Raw genomic sequence first — 15,015 nt, 5'->3', positions numbered from 1 at the left:
CGGATCGTCGGTCACGGCGTACCCCCCGGGTAGACGGCCTCGACGTACGGGGTGCGGCGCAGCAGGTCGTCGGCGGCGTCGGAGCTGAGGTCGAACAGCGGTCCGGCCACCACGGTCAGCGCCAGCCCGAGCACCACCAGGGCAACGGTGGGCGCGATCATCAGGCGGGGCAGCATCGCGCCCGGGTGGGCGTCCCGGTCCGGCCCCCGGTAGGGCTGCTCCACCCCGTCGGTGCGGACGGTGTGCACGCTGTCCTGCGGCTCGGGCATGTCCGGGTGCGGGCGACGCCAGAACGCGAGGTTCCACACTCGGGCGATGGCGTAGAGGGTGAGCAGGCTGGTCAGCAGCCCCCCGGCGACCAGGCTCCAGGCCAGCGGGCCGCCGTCGTCGACGCCGGCCTGGACCAGCCCGAGCTTGCCGAGGAAGCCGGAGAAGGGTGGGATCCCGGCCAGGTTCAGCGCCGGTACGAAGAACAGCACGGCGAGCAGCGGCGACAACCGCGCCAGACCGCCCAGCCGGTCCAGGGCGGTGCTGCCGCCCCGGCGTTCGACGAGCCCGGCGGCGAGGAAGAGGGTGGTCTGGATGGTGATGTGGTGCACCACGTAGAAGATCGCGGCGGCCAGCCCGAGCGACGAGCTGAGCCCCACCCCGAACAGCATGTAGCCGATGTGGCTGATCAGGGTGAACGACAGCAGCCGTTTGATGTCGGACTGGGCGACCGCGCCGAGGATGCCGACCAGCATGGTCAGCCCGGCGACCACCAGCAGCAGGTCCGCCGTCCGGCCGCCGGGGAACAGCAGCGTCTCGGTGCGGATGATGGCGTACACGCCGACCTTGGTGAGCAGGCCGGCGAAGACGGCGGTGACCGGCGCGGGGGCCGTCGGGTAGCTGTCCGGCAGCCAGGCCGACAGCGGGAAGACGGCCGCCTTGATGCCGAAGGCGAGCAGCAGCATCCCCTGGAGCACCAGCCGCAGGTTGTCCGGCAGCGCGTCGAGCCGGTCCACGAGCTGGGCCAGGTTGAGGGTGCCGGTGGCGGCGTACACCAGCCCGATCGCGACCAGGAAGATCAGCGACGAGAGCAGGCTGACCACGACGTACGTGGTGCCGGCCCGGATCCGGGTCTCGGTGCTGCCCAGGGTGAGCAGCACGTAGCTGGCGACCAGCAGGATCTCGAAGCCGACGTAGAGGTTGAACAGGTCACCGGAGAGGAAGGCGTTGCACACGCCGGCGGTGAGCACCAGGTAGGTGGGGTGGTAGACCGACAGCGGGGTCTCCTCGTGGCCGTCGGCCATGCCCTGCCCGATGGAGTACACCAGTACGCACAGGGTGACGGCGGCGGAGACCACCAGCATCAGCGCGGCGAGCTGGTCGGCGACCAGCACGATGCCCAGCGGCGCGACCCAGCCGCCGACCTCGACGACGAGCGGCCCGTCGACCGACGCGCGGACCAGCAGCGTGGCGGCCACCGCGACGGTCGCGGTGAGCACGGTGAGGCTGACCCAGCGCTGGGCGCGGGGACGGCCGGCCAGCAGCAGGGTCAGGGCCGCGCCGAGCAGCGGCATCACCACCGGCAGCGGAACGAGGTACGTCATGCGTCCCGCCCCCGCCCGGTGGGCAGGGCCACCGGCTCCCGCTGGTCGTCGGAGTCGGGCTGGTCGGCGTCGTCGGTGCCCGGCCCCTCGTCCCGGTCGGCCAGGTCCATGATGCGGCGGTCCTCCACGTCGTCCTGCACCTCGTCGTGACCGTTGAGGTGCCAGCTCCGGTACGACAGCGCCAGCAGGAACGCGGTCATGCCGAGGGTGATGACGATGGCGGTGAGCACCATCGCCTGTGGCAGCGGGTCGCTCATCTCCGCCTGGTCGGTGGTGCCCACGATCGGCGGTCCGCCGGCCCGGCCACCGGTGAGCAGCAGCAGGTTGGCGCCGTTGCCGAGCAGGATGACGCCCATCAGCACCCGGGTGAGGCTGCGTTCCAGCAGCAGCGTCACCCCGGCGGCGAACAGCACGCCGACCACCAGGACGTAGGTGAGGTTGGGGGTCACACCAGCTCCTTGTCCCGTACGTCGTCGTGGGCGCTCTCCTGCTGCCGGTCCATCTCGGCGCCGAGGCTGCGCAGGATGTCCAGCACCAGGCCGACCACGATCAGGTAGACGCCGACGTCGAAGAAGACCGACGAGACGAAGTGGACGTGGCCCAGCAGCGGCAGGTGGAAGTCGAGCACCGCGCTCTGCAGGAACTCCCCGCCCAGCGGCATCGCCACCACTCCGGTGCCGATGGCGAGGAAGAGCCCGGCGCCGAGCAGCGCGCCCGCGTCGACCGGCGCGGCGGCGTTCAGCTCGCGGCGTCCACCGGCCAGGTAGCGCACGGCCAGCGCGAGGCCGGCGACCAGCCCGGCGGCGAACCCGCCGCCGGGGGCGTTGTGGCCGGAGAAGAGCAGGTAGACGGAGAAGAGCACGATGGCGTGGAAGAGCAGCCGGGTGACCACCTGGAGGATCACCGAGTGCCGGTGCGGCTCGAAGCCGGCGGTCAGCCAGCGCGGCCCGCCGGACGTCGGGCGGGGGCCGGGGACGGCGCTGCGCCGGTCCAGGTCCCGGGAGCGGCGGAAGATCAGGCTGGCCACGCCGGTGGCGGCCACCACCAGGACGGCGATCTCGCCCATGGTGTCCCAGGCGCGGATGTCGACCAGGGTCACGTTGACCACGTTCCGGCCGCCGCCGTAGGAGACCGCCTCGTCCGGGAACCGCGCGGAGATCGGGGTGGCCAGCCGGCCGCCGGCCGCCACCCAGGACATGCCGGCGACGACCGCGCCGACGGCGACGCCGATCGCGATCCGCCCGCGCCGGCTGGCCCGGATCGGCCGTTCCGAGAACTTCGCCGGCAGCCGGCGCAGCACCAGCGCGAACATGACGATGGTGACGGTCTCCACCAGGAACTGGGTCAGCGCCAGGTCGGGTGCGCCGTGCAGGACGAACAGCAGGGCGGTGCCGTAGCCGGCGACACCGACCAGGATCATCGCGGTGAGCCGACGCAGCGCCCGGGCGGCCATCACCGCGACGACGATCACCATGGCGGCGACGACGGCCTGCAACGGGGTGTCCCAGGCCCGGAACTGCCGTGGCCACGGGCCGCCGGCGACCAGCGCCCCGCCGGGCAGCACGACCAGCACCACCAGGATGACCGCGAGGTAGAACGGCAGCGACCCGCGCTGGGTCGCCCCGGTCAGCTCCACCGCGAGCCGGTCCACCCCGGCGACCAGCCGCTCGTACCCGGCGGCGCCGTCGAGCGGCGTCCACCGCGCCGGCCGCAGCCGACCCCGGTGGATCAGCAGGAACATCCCCACGCCGGCCGCCACCGCGAGCGCCGACAGGCCCAGCGCCGGGGTCAGGCCGTGCCAGAGCGCCAGGTGGTAGCCGGGCCCGGTCGAGGAATAGCCGTCGGCGTACGGGGCGAGCAGCCCGTCGAGCGCCGGAGCGCCGAGGCCCGCCGCCAGCCCGGCGGCGGCGAGCAGCGCCGGTGGGGCGAGAAACGACCAGCGCACCGGGTGCGGGTCGGTCGGCGCGACGCCGGGCTTGGCGGCGAACGCGCCCCACAGGAACCGCAGCGTGTACGTCACGGTCAGCGCCGAGCCGAGCACCACCCCGGCGAGCACGAGCAGGTCGGTTGTCCCGCCCTGCCGGAACGCCTCGAACGCGGCCTCCTTGGCGACGAACCCGGCCAGCGGCGGCAGCCCGGCCATCGACGCGGCGGCCAGCCCGGCCACCACGGCCAGCGCCGGCAGCCGGCGGCCCAGGCCGCTCAGCTCGCGCAGGTCCCGGGTCCCGGTGGCGTGGTCGACGATCCCGACGACGAGGAACAGCGTGGCCTTGAACAGGGCGTGGGCCAGCACCATCGCCGCGCCGGCCAGCGCGGCGTCCCGGGTGCCCGCGCCGAGGACCACCATCAGCAGGCCGAGCTGGCTGACCGTGCCGTAGGCGAGGAGCAGCTTCAGGTCCGTCTGGCGCAGCGCCACCCAGGCACCGAGGAAGAGGGTGGCCAGCCCGGCGAGGAGCAGCACCACCCGCCACGCGGTCACCCCGGCGACCGCCGGGCCCATCAGGGCGACCAGGAACACCCCGGCCTTGACCATCGCGGCGGCGTGCAGGTAGGCGCTCACCGGGGTGGGCGCGGCCATCGCCTCGGGCAGCCAGAAGCTGAACGGCACGATCGCCGACTTGCTGAGCGCGCCGAGCAGGACCAGCACCAGCGCGGTGACCAGGTAGCCGCCGGAGGGCAGGTCGGCGGCGACCACCGACCAGCGGTAGCTGCCGGCGTGCTGGCCGAGCATGACGAAGCCGGCCAGCATGGCCAGGCCGCCCAGGGTGGTGACCAGCAGGGCCCGCATGGCGGCCCGCCGGCTGGCCCGCTTCGCCGGGTCGTAGCCGATCAGCAGGTACGAGAAGACGGTGGTCAGCTCCCAGAACACGTAGAGCAGCAGCAGGTCGTCGGAGACCACCAGGCCGAGCATCGACCCGGCGAACGCGACGAACACCGCGGCGAAGCGTCCCAGGCCCGGGTCGTCGGAGCGGAAGTAGCGGGCGCTGTAGGCCAGCACCAGTGCCCCGACCCCGCCGACCAGCACGACCATCAGCCAGGACAGGGTGCCCATCCGCAGGGCGAGGGCCAACCCGATCCGGGGTACCCACGGCCACGTTTCCACCACCGGCTCGCCCGCCCGTACGCCACCGGTGTGGGTCAGCGCCCAGACCAGGGTCGCCGCCGGGGCGAGCGCCACGGCGTACAGGGCGCGTCGCCCCCAGCGGCGTACCAGCCCCGGGGCGACCACGGCTGCCAACGCGTGGAGCGCCACCAGGACCAGCACACAGCCTCCTCAAAGATCGATGGCGGGGCCACCCACCCCGTACGGGGTGTGCGGGACCGGCGGCGCGGGACCGGGGTCCTCGTGTCGCGCGGCCACCGGATGCGGTGGCTCCACAGTGGTTGTTCGGTCTGTCGTGCTACCGGTCAGTGGCCGGCGAGCACGTCGGTGGCGGCCGTGGTGGCCGCCTCCGCGCCCGCGACGACGACCTCGTCGCCGGCGAGCAGGACGTAGTCGTCGCCGGGGGTCGGGACGACCCGGCCGGCGCGGACCACCGCCAGCAGTGACAGCGGGCGGCCGGACAGCGCGGTGTCCCGCCAGCGCCGCCCGTCGGCCGGGCCGCCCACCGCGACGGGTATTCGGACCACGGTGATGCCGGGCAGTTGTCGTTCCAGCTCGGCCAGGTGGTCGATGGTGACCGCCTGGTCGAGCACCCCGGCCACCGCCTGCGCCTCGGACTGGTCCAGCACCAGCGTGCAGAGCGCGGTGTCGCTGTCCTCGGGGTGGTAGATGACCACGTCCCGCCGCCCGCCCAGGTGCGAGATGACCCCGGCCCGCTGACCGTGCGCGGTGGTGAAGCGCTGGCAGAGTCCGACCCCGGGAATGACCGTACGTTCGAACCTCATGCCGACCCTCCTCGCCCACCATCCAGGGGGTCTCGACCGGTAACGGCCGTACGCCCCTTCATCCCTATCATGATCAGAACCCGATCGCCCACCGCCGCCTCCCACCTGGTGGGATCAGTGGACGCCGGGCCGGCCGGCCTCCTGCTGCCGGTGCCGGGCGGGCGCCTCGTCCCGGTCGATGCGCAACTCCCGCTCCAGCTCCACGACGACCGCGCGCAGGTCGTCCAGCCGCTGGCTGATGGCGATCCGGTCCACCTCGTCGGGCACCCCGTCGCCGTCCTCGTCGTAGCCGGGGGCCAGCCCCTCGGTCATCTCCAGCCGGCGCGCCTCCTCCATCGAGTTGACGATGACCGCGATCAGGATGTTCAGCAGCAGGTTGACGGTGATCATCACGTAGCTGACGTAGTAGAGAAGGGTCCACGGCGACAGCGCCATGGCCTGTTCGACGAGGTCCGGCAGGTTCTCCAGGGAGAGCAGCACGAACAGGGTCAGCAACGACCGGCCGATGTCGCCGTACTGCTCCGGGTACGCCCTACCGAAGATCAGCCACCCGGCCATGCCGTAGACGTAGAGCGTCACCATGGCCAGCGCGAGGAAGCCGCCCACGCCCGGGAGGCTGCGCCACAACGCGTTCACGATCGTGCGCAGCCCCGGCGAGAAACGCACCAGGCGCAACACCCGGGCCACCCGGACGACGCGCAGCAACGCCGAGTCGCCGTGCAGGCCGGGGACGAAGATGGCCGCGATCACCACCAGGTCGAAGACGTTCCAGCCGTGCCGCAGGAAGTCCTGCGGCCGGCGGCCGTACGCCAGCACCCGGACGGCGATCTCGGCCACGAACGCGACCCGGAAGGACAACTCCAACCAGTACAGCGCCGGCCGGGCCGGCCCGAGGTCCGGGTAGGTCTCCACCCCGAGCACCGCCGCGTTGGCCATGATGAGGACCACGATGGCAACCTCGAAGCGACGCGAGCGGGCGATCCGGGCGCAGCGCGCGGCCAGCCCGGGCGGGCGCGCGGCGGCGGGGTCGGGGGCACGCCGTTGGTCGGGAGCGGGAGCGGCGGACACCGGTCACCGGGCTCCGGGGCGGTACGGGAACGCGGCGGCCATGCCGACACCCTATCGAGCGATCGGCCCGCGTCGCGTCGCGCGACCGACCACCGCCGCGATCGGACCAGACCACCGCCGCGATCGGACCACCGACGTCGCCCACCACGGGGTCGGACCTCCACAGTGCCTGGTCACCCTCCGCGACGATGCCGGGACGGCCGGGCCGGCGCGATCGTTGCGGAATCCGGGCCGATCCGGACGGCGACACCGCGGACACCGGTGCCGATCTCGCCCGGAATTGAACGACTCGGGCCCCGACGCCGTAGTTCCCGGTGAAGGGAGCTGCTCATAAAGCGCATGACCCCGTTGCTCACCCTGCTGACCGGGACGGGCCTGGCCGCCGTCCTGTTCGCGATGAGCGCCCAGGCGGCACCGCGTACCGCCGACCCGAAGGGGCCGGCATCCGCGACGGCCACGCCCGAGGCCGCCGTCGCGTCGCCCGTCGCACCGACGAGCCCGCAGGCGGATGCCACCTCGGCGCCGGCGGAGCAGCGGGGCCGGCCGGGCACGTCCAGCGCCCCGCCACCGGCCACACCCCCCGCCGCCAGGCCCGACTCCCACTGGACCGGTCGGCTCGACGGCGGCGCCTCCGGGAAGTTGGTGATCGGCCAGCGCCGGTGGAAGTTCACCGCGAAGCAGACCGGCACGCCCGACCCGGTCCTCTACCGGGCCACCGCGCAGCAGCGCCGGGCCGGCGTCGACGGCGGGTGGATCATGCTGCCGGACGGCAGCCAGATCGGCGTGGTCACCCGTGACGGCACACCGGTGGGCGCCCCGCCGCTGGACCCCGCGTTCGGCACCACCATCCTCGACGGCCGGACGGTCACCGCGGCGCCGGTGGCGGCCGACCCGGGCCCGGTGCATGATGACGGCCCGCCGGAGATTCGAGACCGGCGCCGGACCCGACGCGGACGACGGGCCGGCCGTCCGGGTCCTACCCGACCTCCCGCCCGCCGTGATCCCACCCGCCCCGACCGGCGCGCCGCCGGTATCGCTGGTCGTTCCGCTGCTGGTCGGGGCGGCGGTCACCGTGGCCATCGGGGCGTACGCGCGGGTCCACCAGCCGACCGGGATCGCGGTCAACGTGGCCGGCTTCTCCAGCCCGCAGACGGTCAAGGTGTGGCTGGGCAGCGGCGCGGCGGCCCTCGCGGTGGTGCAGCTCTGCTCCGCGCTGGCGATGTGGGGCCGGCTCGGCGGCTTCTCGCCGTCCTGGGCGGGTGCCGCGCACCGGTGGAGCGGCCGGGCCGCGTTCCTGCTGACCGTACCGGTGGCGGTGCACTGCCTGTACGCGTTGGGCTTCGCCGACCACGACCTGCCAGCCGCTGCCGCCCCGGGGCGCATCCGGCTGACGTGACGCCGGCCGACGCCCGGCCCCCCGCCACGAGCCGGCGGTCGGGCCGGCCCGACGGTCAGGCGAAGATCAGCAGTGGGTCGGTCTCCGCGCGCACCCCGACGAAACAGGCGGCGGAGGTACGGCAGCCCGCACGCACCTCGCGCACCCCGTGCATCCGGCCCGCCTCGAACATCACCAGATCGCCCTTGCCGGGCAGCACCGTGTCGTGGGGCGGGCCGACCCGCTCGGGCTCGATGCCGTAGTCGAACGGGTCCGCCTTCCACGCGACGAACTCCTCCTCCGAGAGGTGCCCCCAGAAGTCGATCTCACCGCCGTCACCGGGCTCCGGCACCTCCAGGTAGATGTTCACCCCCAGCCGCCGCCGCAGCCGGTACCCGTCCAGCAGCGGGATCTGCCGGCGGTCGATGTGCGGGCGGCCCCGGCCGCCGGGGGTCATCCGACGCAGCACGCCGGGAAGCATCATCCGCCCCTCGTGCCGGCCGACCGTCGCCCCGTACGCCCACATCTCGTCGAGGTCGAGCCGGATCAGGTCGGTGGGCGACTGCCTCCCGCCGAACACCTCGTGCCGGATCAGCCGGGTCGTCGCCGGTGCGTCATCGAGGTAACGGCGGACGATCTCCCCGCCGTTAGCCACCTCCCCCATCGACGTCCCCACGCTGGTGAACTCCTTGGTGAGCAGGAAGTTCGCCGCTTCGGCGGCGGCCACCACCCGGGGCAGCGCAGCAGCGCACTCCGCCGGTGGGTAGTACTCGCGGTGCCAGATGACGTCGATCTCCCCGGTGGCGAGCTCGCGCAGCGAGTCGGGGGTCAGTCGGTCGCTGCGGCGCAGGTGTTCGCTCACGTCACTCCCTCGTCAGGCTGGCTGCCGTGGTGGCGGCCCGGACCGCGCTGTCCATCCGTCAGCCGCCCTGCAACTGCCGGAGATCCGCCTCCGCCCGTACCGTCTCGGTGTGGTCCTCACCGAGGATCCGCCGCCGGTCGGCGACCACCCCGGCGAGCACCTTCTCCGCCTCGACCCGTTCGCCGGTGGCGACCAGCGCCTCGGCCAGGGTGTGCCGGGCGGCGATCATCGCGAAGTGCTGGACCTGCCGCTTGGCGGTGTCGGTGCCGAGGATCTGCCGCAGGTCGGCGAGCGCCTCGACGGCCTGCCCCTCCTTCAACCGGCAGATGTCGAGGGTGTGCCGGACGGTCAGCGTCTCGAAGTGGTCGGGGGCCCAGTGCCGCAACCGGATCTCCAGGATCTCGGCCAGCTCCGCGCGGGCGTCGGCGTACCGGCCCTGGGCGACCACGGCGCGGGCCAGGCTGTGCCGGGCGGTCATGGTGTCCCGGTCCTCCGGCCCACGGACCCGGAACTCCGCCCGGACGATGTCCCGCAGCTCCTGCTCCGCCTCACCCCAGCGGCCCTGTTCGAGGATGGTCCGGGCGAGCTTGTGCCGGCTGGCCAGGGTGTTGCGGTGCTCCCGGCCGAGCAACGCCGCGCGGGCCGGGATGATCTCGCGGAGCTCCTTCTCGGCCCAGGCCAGGTGCCCCTGCTCCAGCGCGGCCCGGGACCGCTCGTGCCGCAGGCTGAGCACCGCCCGTTCCCGCAGGTCGAGGCCGATCCGCAGGCAGGCGGCCAGGCACCGGTCGAGGAAGATCTCCGCCTGGCCGGGCAGCCCGACGGCCAGGATGTACCGGGCGATGAGCCGGGCCAGGTCGAGCGCGACGGTGAGCAGGTCGGGCCGGTTGCGGGGAAGCTCCCCCGCGTCGAAGAAGGCCAGCACCGCGCCGGTCGTCGGCGGGGCCAGCACGTGCCAGCTAGCCCACTTGTCCGGCTCGTCGGGGTCGAACTCCTCCTCGCGCGGGCGGTCCGGGTCCCGCAGCCGCAGCGCGTCCAGCAGGTTGAGCACCAGCTCGTGGTAGGCGGCCCGGTCGGCGACCACGTTCGGGTGGTCGTGGACCAGCTCCCGCACCAGCGGGTGCAGGGTCACCACGTGCGCCACCGGCGACTGCGCGGGCAGCGACTCGATCACGCTCAGGTCGACCAGGGCGAAGTCGGCCAGCGACCGGAGCACCTCGCGCAGCCGGTCCTCGCCGATCTCCCCGATCAGCGGCGACGCGGACAGCCGCGCCGGGTCCAGCAGCACCTGGTACGGGATCGGCGCGTCCCCCAGCGACGCCAGCAGCCGCAGCATCGGACGGGCCTGGACGAGACCTCGCCCGCCGAGCAGGTCCAGGGACATCTCCCAGGACTGCACGACCGGACGTACCGCCCGGTCGAAGGCGCTGGAGGCGGGGCGGGTCGTCCCGGCGCCAGTACGGCGGTTCAGCGCCTCCCGGTAGCCGTCGAAGGTTCGGATCGAGCCGCCGGTGCCACCCACCGGGATGCGGTTGGCCTCGGCCAGGTACGTCCCGGCGCCGCGCAGGGCCAGCGGGTGACCCTTCAGCCGGGTGGCGAGCGCGACGGCCTGCCCGGGGGTACCCGGCGCGTCCCCGGCGAGGTCGATCAGCACCTGGGCGGCGTCCGGCGGGGACAGCTCCCGGACCGGGTGCATGGTGGACCACTCGCCCCAGGTCTCCTGGCGGCCGTCCCGGGTGGTGACGAGCACCAGCCCGTTGCGGGTGCGGGGCTGCCGGAACCACCCGGTGCCCTCGGCGACCTGGCCGTCGGCGGGGGCCAGCAGGGTCGGCTCGTCGGCGTTGTCGAAGATGAGCAGCCACGGCCGGTCCGATTCGTTCAGCAGCGTCCACACCAGCTCCACCGGGCTGCGGGCCTTGCCCGCCCAGGCCAGGTCGAGTTGGCTCTCCGGCGCCTGGAGCTGGCCGGCGACCTCCCGCATGCCCGCGCTGACCCGCGCCGAGTCCTTCGCCGAGATCCACCAGACCAGCCGGCCGCGCTCCTCCAGCCGGCGGGCCACCTCCAGCGCGGTCAGGCTCTTGCCACAGCCGCCCAGTCCCCAGAGGATCTGGGCCGCCTCCTCGGCGGCGCGGGTGGTGCCGGCCGGGGGTTCGGCGGCCCGCAGGATCGTCTCGACCAGCTCGTCGCGGCCACGCAGGGGTAGCCGGCCGCGCCGGGGCGGGGTGATGGAGAAGCCGGCGTCCTGCGCCGAGCCGGTCATCGTCGACCGACGCCCGGGCCGGGGACCGGAGCACGACGGCGGACGCCGGCCGGGGACGCCTCGCCGGACAGCGCGACCGCACCGGGCCGACGCATCCGAGTCTGGTGAACGGGACTGGTGGGGCTCATCTGACCTCCCGGAGGGGCGGGACGACAGGGGACACGGCGACCGGGTCGAGGGGGTGTGGCGACGACCGGTCGTGGTGATCCGTGCCCCAACCCTACCCGTCCGCAGCGCTGGTATCACTCCGGGTGGAACTGCCCGGCACGAACGTGCCGGTCGGCCGAACGGGACGGGCCGGGCCCGCCGGCCGAGCAGTGGAAGGCTGGCGGGCCGTCGGTACCGTGCGGGCCATGTCGACAGTGGAGCTCGTGGCGTGGCTGCCCGCGCACTGGCACATCGACTGGGGTTCCGTGCCGGACTGGTTCGGTGGGCTCGGCACGGTGGGCGCCCTGCTCTTCGGCGTGCTCAGCCTCCGGCGGGAGATCCGGGCCCGGCGGCGCGAGGACCGGGCCGCCCGGGCCCGCCAGGCCCGGCTGGTGTCGGCCTCGGCCCGGATCGAGGGGGGCGGGGTGCTGCGCGTCCGGGTCGCCAACGACAGCGACGGGCCGGTCTTCGACCTGGCCGTCGCCCCGGAGGTGCCGACCGCGGACTCCGGTGCCGGCGCCGTGGTGCCGGTCGCCGCGGTGACCGGGCCGGTCGACCGGCTCAACGGCCACCGCGACGGCGAACTCTTCGTCACCGTCGACCGGTCGGTCGACCTGACCGCGTACGCGTCGGCGACGGTCGAGCTGCGCTTCACCGATCAGCAGGGCAACCGGTGGCGCCGCCGGGGCGGCCAGGAGCCGGAGCTGGACCTGGGCGCCGAGCCGCCCCGTCGGCGTCTCCGGCTGCCGTGGCGGCGCGGCTGACCCGTCCGGCGCCGTGCCGGCGGCGGCTCAGGCCGTCGGGGTGACCACCGCCAGCCACCGCTGGGCCAGCACCGCGTGCCCGTACGGGGTCAGGTGCACCCCGTCGGTGGTCCAGACCCGGTCGTCGACGTCCGCGGACTGGAACAGCGCGTCCACCGCGACCAGCGTCGCGTCGAACTCGGCGGCCAGCGTCCGCACCGCCTCGACCTTCGGGTCGAGGTCGGCCCGCCAGGTGCGCTGCCGGTCGTCGAGCGGGATGAGGAACGGCTCCATCAGCACCAGCCGGACGTCGGGCAACCGCGTCCGGGTGGCGGTCAGGAGCTGCCGGTAGTCGGCCGCGAAGTCCTCGACCGTGGTCGGGTCGTCCCCGTCGTAGCGCCGCCAGGTGTCGTTGATGCCGATCAGCACCGTCACCACCTGCGGGTCCAGCGCCAGGCAGTCGGTCTCCCAGCGGGCCCGCAGGTCCCGTACCCGGTCCCCGCCGATCCCCCGGTTGCGGAAGGTGGCCCGGTGGGCCGGGTGGCGGGCGGTGAACCAGGCGGCGGCCATCATCGCCCAGCCCACACCCAGGTCGCCGCCGTCGGTCCGGTCGCGTCCGGCGTCGGTGATGCTGTCACCGATGAACAACACCCGCCCGCCACGGGGCACCTCCACCGTCATCGCGCGCCTCCCCTGTGGTCACATCCGGCCGCCATCATCGCGCGATCCCGGCGGCGGCACCAGCGGCCCGACGGTGTCCTGGCCCGGGCCTGTCGGTCGGCCACCGCCGGCCGCGCTCAGGCCAGGTAGGACGGCGGCACCGCGTCGGTGAGCCAGACCCCGTTGGCGCTGCGGTAGAAGAGGTGCCCGTCCCGGGCCATCGCCGCCGCGTCCACCGTGAGCACCACCACCGCACCGCCCCGGCGGGCACCGACCCGCCGGGCCGTCGCCACGTCCGACGACAGGTGTACGTGGTGCCGCCCGCCCCGGTGCAGGCCGGTGGCCCGGATCGAGTCCAGTGCGGCGGCCCCGGTGCCGTGGTGCAGGCGGGGCGGGGGTGGTTCGGCGGTGAGCCCCAGGTCGACCGGGTAGGAGTGGCCCTGACTGGCCCGGATCCGCTCGCTGCCGTCGGCGTCCCGGGTGACGGCGAAGCGCTGCTTGTCGTTGCCGGTGACCACCGCGTCGAGGTCGGCCCGGTCGATCCGCAGGGCGGCGAGCAGGTCGTCGACGCGCACCCAGCCGCCCTGGTCGGGGGTGAGGCCGAACCGGCCGGGCTGGTGGCGCAGCGCCAGGGAGATCCGCTTGCTGACCCGCACCAGCGTCCGTTGGTCCATGTCGGACATTGTCGGTGCGGCGGCGGCCCGGTTCCACCCCTTATCCGCCCCCGCCCCGGGCGGGCCGGGGCGGGGGCGGTGTCGGCTCACCGGGTGGCGCGCAGCGCCTCGGCGAGGGTGGTGGGTCGCCGGCCGATCAGCTTCTCCAGGTCCTCGACGGGCACGTACAGCGCGCCCTGGGCGAGGCCACGGTCGGCGTCGGCCAGCACGGCGGCGTACGGCTCGGGCAGCCCGGCCGAGACGAGCAGCGCGGTGTACGCCGGCACCGACAGGTTGGTGTAGCGGACCTGCTGGCCGCTGTGCCGGGACACCTCGGCGGCCAGTTCGGTCAGGGTGAACGCCTCGCCGCCCAGCTCGTAGGCCCGGCCGGCGTGGCCGTCGGTGGTGAGCACCTCGGCGGCGGCCTCGGCGTAGTCGGCCCGGGTGGCGGCGCTGACCCGGCCGTCGCCGGCGGACCCGGCGACGCCGTGGGCCAGGTAGGTCGGTAGCTGGGCGGTGTAGTTCTCCAGGTACCAGCCGTTGCGCAGCAGCACGTACGGCAGGCCGGAGTCGCGCAGTTCCTCCTCGGTGACCCGGTGCTCGGCGGCCAGCAGCAGGTCGGAGGTGTCGGCGTGGACGATGCTGGTGTAGACGACCAGGCCGACGCCGGCCTCCCGGGCAGCGGCGATCACGTTGCGGTGCTGCGGCACCCGCTGGCCGGCCTCGCTGCCGGAGACGAACATCAACTTCTCGGCGCCGGCGAAGGCGGTCCGCAGCGAGGCGGGGTCGGTGTAGTCGGCGGCCCGGACGACGACGCCCTGCTCGGCGAGGTCGGTGAGCCGGCCCACGTCCCGCCCGAGCGCCACGATCCGGCCGGCGGGTACGCCCCGGCGCAGGAGGGACTCGACGATCAGGCGGCCCAGGTGGCCGGTGGCGCCGGTGACGACGACGGACATCTCGCACTCCTTCGGTTGGTCCTGCTGTCGCACCTGGGCAACGGGAAGGATTCCCCGATACTTCCCGTTGGAGAGTAGGCACCTTGAAGTTTGTCACGTACTGATGGAGAGTAAGCAGGTGGAACCCGACCCGTTCAACCGCAACTGCGGCAGCCGGCAGGTCATCGACCGCATCGGCGACCGGTGGAGCGTGCTGGTCGTGCTGACCCTCGCCCACGGCGGCAAGCGCTACGGCGAGTTGGCCGGGCACATCGACGGAATCAGCCAGAAGATGCTCACCCAGACCCTGCGCGGGCTGGAACGCGACGGTCTGGTCACCCGGACGGTGCACGCCAGCGTGCCGCCCCGGGTCGACTACGCCCTCACCGACCTCGGCCGCAGCCTGCTGGATCTGGTCTCCGGGCTGGAGGCGTGGGCCACCACGCACCTCGCGGAGGTGGAGGCGTCCCGGGCCCGCTACGACGCCCGCTGAGCCACGCCGAAGTCCGGGCGCACCCCGTCCCCCGGCCGTCCCGCCCGGTAAGGAGCGGACGTGAGGGCCGTCATAACGGCTGGACGATCACCCCGCGTCTGCTGCTAGCCTGCTGCACAGGTCATGAGCGCCAGCGTCAAGCCCCGGCTCGCTGGCCGGCAACCCTCCTCCACGGTGGGGTGCTCCGGGTGAAGACCAGGCACCGGTGTGGCACCGGTGCAAGCGTGGCCTGGTTCCCAGGTCAGCACCGACCCAGGAGAACCATGTCTGCTCACCGTCCCGCCCCACCCGGCGGCACCGCCCCGGCGACCCCGCGCACGACCGGCGTCCGGCTGGTCAAAC

Annotated in this window: 13 protein-coding genes, 1 pseudogene and 1 riboswitch; of the genes and pseudogenes, 3 read left to right on the top strand and 11 right to left on the bottom strand. The window is 74.0% G+C overall.

Going from position 1 to position 15,015, the window contains the following annotated elements; translation table 11 throughout:
- Positions 1-11 precede the first annotated feature (11 nt).
- From ACIQG9_RS15650 to ACIQG9_RS15625, 6 genes are all read right to left on the bottom strand, one after another.
- Positions 12-1,592 carry a Na+/H+ antiporter subunit D gene (locus tag ACIQG9_RS15650; RefSeq protein ID WP_400402363.1) on the bottom strand — a complete coding sequence of 527 codons (1,581 nt, stop codon included), beginning with the start codon at positions 1,590-1,592 and terminating at the stop codon, positions 12-14.
- Positions 1,589-2,041, bottom strand: coding sequence for a Na(+)/H(+) antiporter subunit C (locus tag ACIQG9_RS15645; RefSeq protein ID WP_400402361.1), 453 nt, complete (start codon positions 2,039-2,041; stop codon positions 1,589-1,591). The genes ACIQG9_RS15650 and ACIQG9_RS15645 overlap by 4 nt, the downstream gene beginning before the upstream one ends.
- On the bottom strand, positions 2,038-4,857 hold the full coding sequence (locus ACIQG9_RS15640) for a Na+/H+ antiporter subunit A (RefSeq protein WP_400402358.1): 2,820 nt from the start codon (positions 4,855-4,857) through the stop codon (positions 2,038-2,040). The genes ACIQG9_RS15645 and ACIQG9_RS15640 overlap by 4 nt, the downstream gene beginning before the upstream one ends.
- Positions 4,858-5,000: 143 nt before the next feature.
- Positions 5,001-5,480, bottom strand: a complete 480-nt coding sequence (locus ACIQG9_RS15635; protein ID WP_400402355.1) for a TrkA C-terminal domain-containing protein — start codon at positions 5,478-5,480, stop codon at positions 5,001-5,003.
- A 114-nt stretch (positions 5,481-5,594) separates the two neighbouring features.
- Positions 5,595-6,548 (bottom strand): ion transporter, encoded by a 954-nt coding sequence (locus tag ACIQG9_RS15630; protein WP_400402353.1) that lies wholly within the window; start codon positions 6,546-6,548, stop codon positions 5,595-5,597.
- Between the two features lie 704 nt (positions 6,549-7,252).
- Entirely contained in the window at positions 7,253-7,390 is a 138-nt protein-coding gene (locus ACIQG9_RS15625) for a hypothetical protein (RefSeq protein WP_400402351.1), read from the bottom strand.
- 155 nt (positions 7,391-7,545) lie between these two features.
- Between ACIQG9_RS15625 and ACIQG9_RS15620 the strand changes: the two are divergent.
- A pseudogene (locus ACIQG9_RS15620) lies at positions 7,546-7,905 on the top strand (DUF6529 family protein); the annotation flags it as partial.
- Positions 7,906-7,999: 94 nt separating this feature from the next.
- Here the strand turns inward: ACIQG9_RS15620 and ACIQG9_RS15615 are convergent.
- Together ACIQG9_RS15615 and ACIQG9_RS15610 are read right to left on the bottom strand one after the other, a co-directional pair.
- Positions 8,000-8,785 (bottom strand): 2OG-Fe(II) oxygenase, encoded by a 786-nt coding sequence (locus ACIQG9_RS15615; protein WP_400402348.1) that lies wholly within the window; start codon positions 8,783-8,785, stop codon positions 8,000-8,002.
- A 58-nt stretch (positions 8,786-8,843) separates the two neighbouring features.
- The gene (locus tag ACIQG9_RS15610) at positions 8,844-11,042 is read right to left on the bottom strand and encodes a tetratricopeptide repeat protein (protein ID WP_400402346.1); all 2,199 of its coding nucleotides are present in this window, start codon (positions 11,040-11,042) and stop codon (positions 8,844-8,846) included.
- Between the two features lie 353 nt (positions 11,043-11,395).
- On the opposite strand from ACIQG9_RS15610, the gene ACIQG9_RS15605 reads away from it, so the two are divergent.
- Positions 11,396-11,953 carry a hypothetical protein gene (locus tag ACIQG9_RS15605; protein WP_400402345.1) on the top strand — a complete coding sequence of 186 codons (558 nt, stop codon included), beginning with the start codon at positions 11,396-11,398 and terminating at the stop codon, positions 11,951-11,953.
- A gap of 27 nt (positions 11,954-11,980) precedes the next feature.
- On the opposite strand, the gene ACIQG9_RS15600 is transcribed toward ACIQG9_RS15605, so the two are convergent.
- The 3 genes from ACIQG9_RS15600 to ACIQG9_RS15590 all read right to left on the bottom strand — a co-directional run bounded on the left by ACIQG9_RS15600 (position 11,981) and on the right by ACIQG9_RS15590 (position 14,201).
- Complete coding sequence (locus ACIQG9_RS15600) at positions 11,981-12,613, bottom strand: SGNH/GDSL hydrolase family protein (RefSeq protein ID WP_400402342.1); 633 nt, start codon at positions 12,611-12,613, stop codon at positions 11,981-11,983.
- A 116-nt stretch (positions 12,614-12,729) separates the two neighbouring features.
- Entirely contained in the window at positions 12,730-13,266 is a 537-nt protein-coding gene (locus ACIQG9_RS15595) for an RNA 2'-phosphotransferase (protein WP_400402339.1), read from the bottom strand.
- An 86-nt stretch (positions 13,267-13,352) separates the two neighbouring features.
- A complete protein-coding gene (locus ACIQG9_RS15590) occupies positions 13,353-14,201 on the bottom strand; it encodes an SDR family oxidoreductase (RefSeq protein ID WP_400402337.1) in 849 nt (282 codons plus the stop codon).
- A gap of 103 nt (positions 14,202-14,304) precedes the next feature.
- On the opposite strand from ACIQG9_RS15590, the gene ACIQG9_RS15585 reads away from it, so the two are divergent.
- Positions 14,305-14,673, top strand: coding sequence for a winged helix-turn-helix transcriptional regulator (locus ACIQG9_RS15585; RefSeq protein WP_400402334.1), 369 nt, complete (start codon positions 14,305-14,307; stop codon positions 14,671-14,673).
- Positions 14,674-14,792: 119 nt separating this feature from the next.
- Positions 14,793-14,904, top strand: a riboswitch (SAM riboswitch).
- The last annotated feature ends 111 nt before the right edge of the window (positions 14,905-15,015 follow it).

Source organism: Micromonospora sp. NPDC092111, assembly GCF_044755745.1.
In the GTDB taxonomy this organism is placed as follows: domain Bacteria; phylum Actinomycetota; class Actinomycetes; order Mycobacteriales; family Micromonosporaceae; genus Micromonospora.
This window is presented reverse-complemented; position numbering and strand designations above follow the sequence as displayed.

Excerpts from the sequence above, each read along its gene's own strand:
- ACIQG9_RS15610 (WP_400402346.1), bottom strand. The coding sequence starts at position 11,042 with ATGACCGGCTCGGCGCAGGACGCCGGCTTCTCCATCACCCCGCCCCGG.
- ACIQG9_RS15595 (WP_400402339.1), bottom strand. The coding sequence starts at position 13,266 with ATGGACCAACGGACGCTGGTGCGGGTCAGCAAGCGGATCTCCCTGGCG.
- ACIQG9_RS15635 (WP_400402355.1), bottom strand. The coding sequence starts at position 5,480 with ATGAGGTTCGAACGTACGGTCATTCCCGGGGTCGGACTCTGCCAGCGC.
- ACIQG9_RS15600 (WP_400402342.1), bottom strand. The coding sequence starts at position 12,613 with ATGACGGTGGAGGTGCCCCGTGGCGGGCGGGTGTTGTTCATCGGTGAC.
- ACIQG9_RS15585 (WP_400402334.1), top strand. The coding sequence starts at position 14,305 with ATGGAGAGTAAGCAGGTGGAACCCGACCCGTTCAACCGCAACTGCGGC.
- ACIQG9_RS15605 (WP_400402345.1), top strand. The coding sequence starts at position 11,396 with ATGTCGACAGTGGAGCTCGTGGCGTGGCTGCCCGCGCACTGGCACATC.
- ACIQG9_RS15590 (WP_400402337.1), bottom strand. The coding sequence starts at position 14,201 with ATGTCCGTCGTCGTCACCGGCGCCACCGGCCACCTGGGCCGCCTGATC.
- ACIQG9_RS15650 (WP_400402363.1), bottom strand. The coding sequence starts at position 1,592 with ATGACGTACCTCGTTCCGCTGCCGGTGGTGATGCCGCTGCTCGGCGCG.